This is a genomic window from Aminobacter sp. J44 (genome assembly GCF_007829415.1).
Classification (GTDB): Bacteria; Pseudomonadota; Alphaproteobacteria; order Rhizobiales; family Rhizobiaceae; genus Aerobium.
Window position 1 is genome coordinate 1 of sequence record NZ_VLJG01000081.1, and the last position, 1674, is coordinate 1674.

Below are 1674 nucleotides of genomic sequence, written 5' to 3' on the forward strand. Positions count from 1 at the left end.
TAGCCATGAGCAGGTTGAAGGTTGGGTAACACCAACTGGAGGACCGAACCCGTTTCTGTTGCAATAGATTGGGATGACTTGTGGCTAGGGGTGAAAGGCCAATCAAACTTGGAAATAGCTGGTTCTCCGCGAAATCTATTTAGGTAGAGCGTCGACCGAATACCCCCGGGGGTAGAGCACTGGATGGGCTATGGGGACTCACCGTCTTACTGATCCTAACCAAACTCCGAATACCGGGGAGTACTAGTCGGCAGACACACGGCGGGTGCTAACGTCCGTCGTGGAAAGGGAAACAACCCTGACCAACAGCTAAGGTCCCCAAGTCATGGCTAAGTGGGAAAGGATGTGAGGATCCCAAAACAACCAGGATGTTGGCTTAGAAGCAGCCATCATTTAAAGAAAGCGTAACAGCTCACTGGTCTAAATAAGGGTCTTTGCGCCGAAAATGTACCGGGGCTCAAGCCATGCACCGAAGCTTTGGGTTCACTCTTTGAGTGAGCGGTAGCGGAGCGTTCTGTAAGCTGATGAAGCAGGATCTGTGAGGACCTGTGGAGGTATCAGAAGTGCGAATGCTGACATGAGTAACGATAAAGGGAGTGAGAGACTCCCTCGCCGAAAGTCCAAGGGTTCCTGCTTAAAGTTAATCTGAGCAGGGTTAGCCGGCCCCTAAGGCGAGGCCGAAAGGCGTAGTCGATGGGAACCACGTTAATATTCGTGGGCCTGCGGGTAGTGACGGATCGCGTGTATTGTCAGTCCTTATCGGATTGGTCTGGCAGTGAAGCGGTCCCGGGAAATAGCTCCCGCGTACAGACCGTACCCTAAACCGACACAGGTGGACTGGTAGAGTATACCAAGGCGCTTGAGAGAACTCTGCTGAAGGAACTCGGCAAATTACACGCGTAACTTCGGGATAAGCGTGACCTTGCAGCGGGCAACCGTTGTGAGGTGGCACAGACCAGGGGGTAGCGACTGTTTATCAAAAACACAGGGCTCTGCGAAGCCGCAAGGCGACGTATAGGGTCTGACGCCTGCCCGGTGCTGGAAGGTTAAGAGGAGAGGTGCAAGCTTTGAATCGAAGCCCCAGTAAACGGCGGCCGTAACTATAACGGTCCTAAGGTAGCGAAATTCCTTGTCGGGTAAGTTCCGACCTGCACGAATGGCGTAACGACTTCCCCGCTGTCTCCAGCAGAGGCTCAGTGAAATTGAATTCCCCGTGAAGATGCGGGGTTCCTGCGGTTAGACGGAAAGACCCCGTGCACCTTTACTATAGCTTTACACTGGCATTCGTGTCGGCATGTGTAGGATAGGTGGTAGACTTTGAAGCCAGGGCGCCAGCCTTGGTGGAGTCGCCCTTGAAATACCACCCTTATCTACATGGATGTCTAACCGCGGCCCGTCATCCGGGTCCGGGACAGTGTATGGTGGGTAGTTTGACTGGGGCGGTCGCCTCCTAAAGAGTAACGGAGGCGCGCGATGGTGGGCTCAGAGCGGTCGGAAATCGCTCGTTGAGTGCAATGGCATAAGCCTGCCTGACTGCGAGACTGACAAGTCGAGCAGAGACGAAAGTCGGTCATAGTGATCCGGTGGTCCCGCGTGGAAGGGCCATCGCTCAACGGATAAAAGGTACGCCGGGGATAACAGGCTGATGACCCCCAAGAGTCCATATCGACGGGG

General features: G+C 54.4%; 1 rRNA gene. It reads left to right on the forward strand.

Features of this window, described 5'->3' with window-relative positions:
* Positions 1-1674 (forward strand): 23S ribosomal RNA (locus L610_RS19435); the annotation flags it as partial.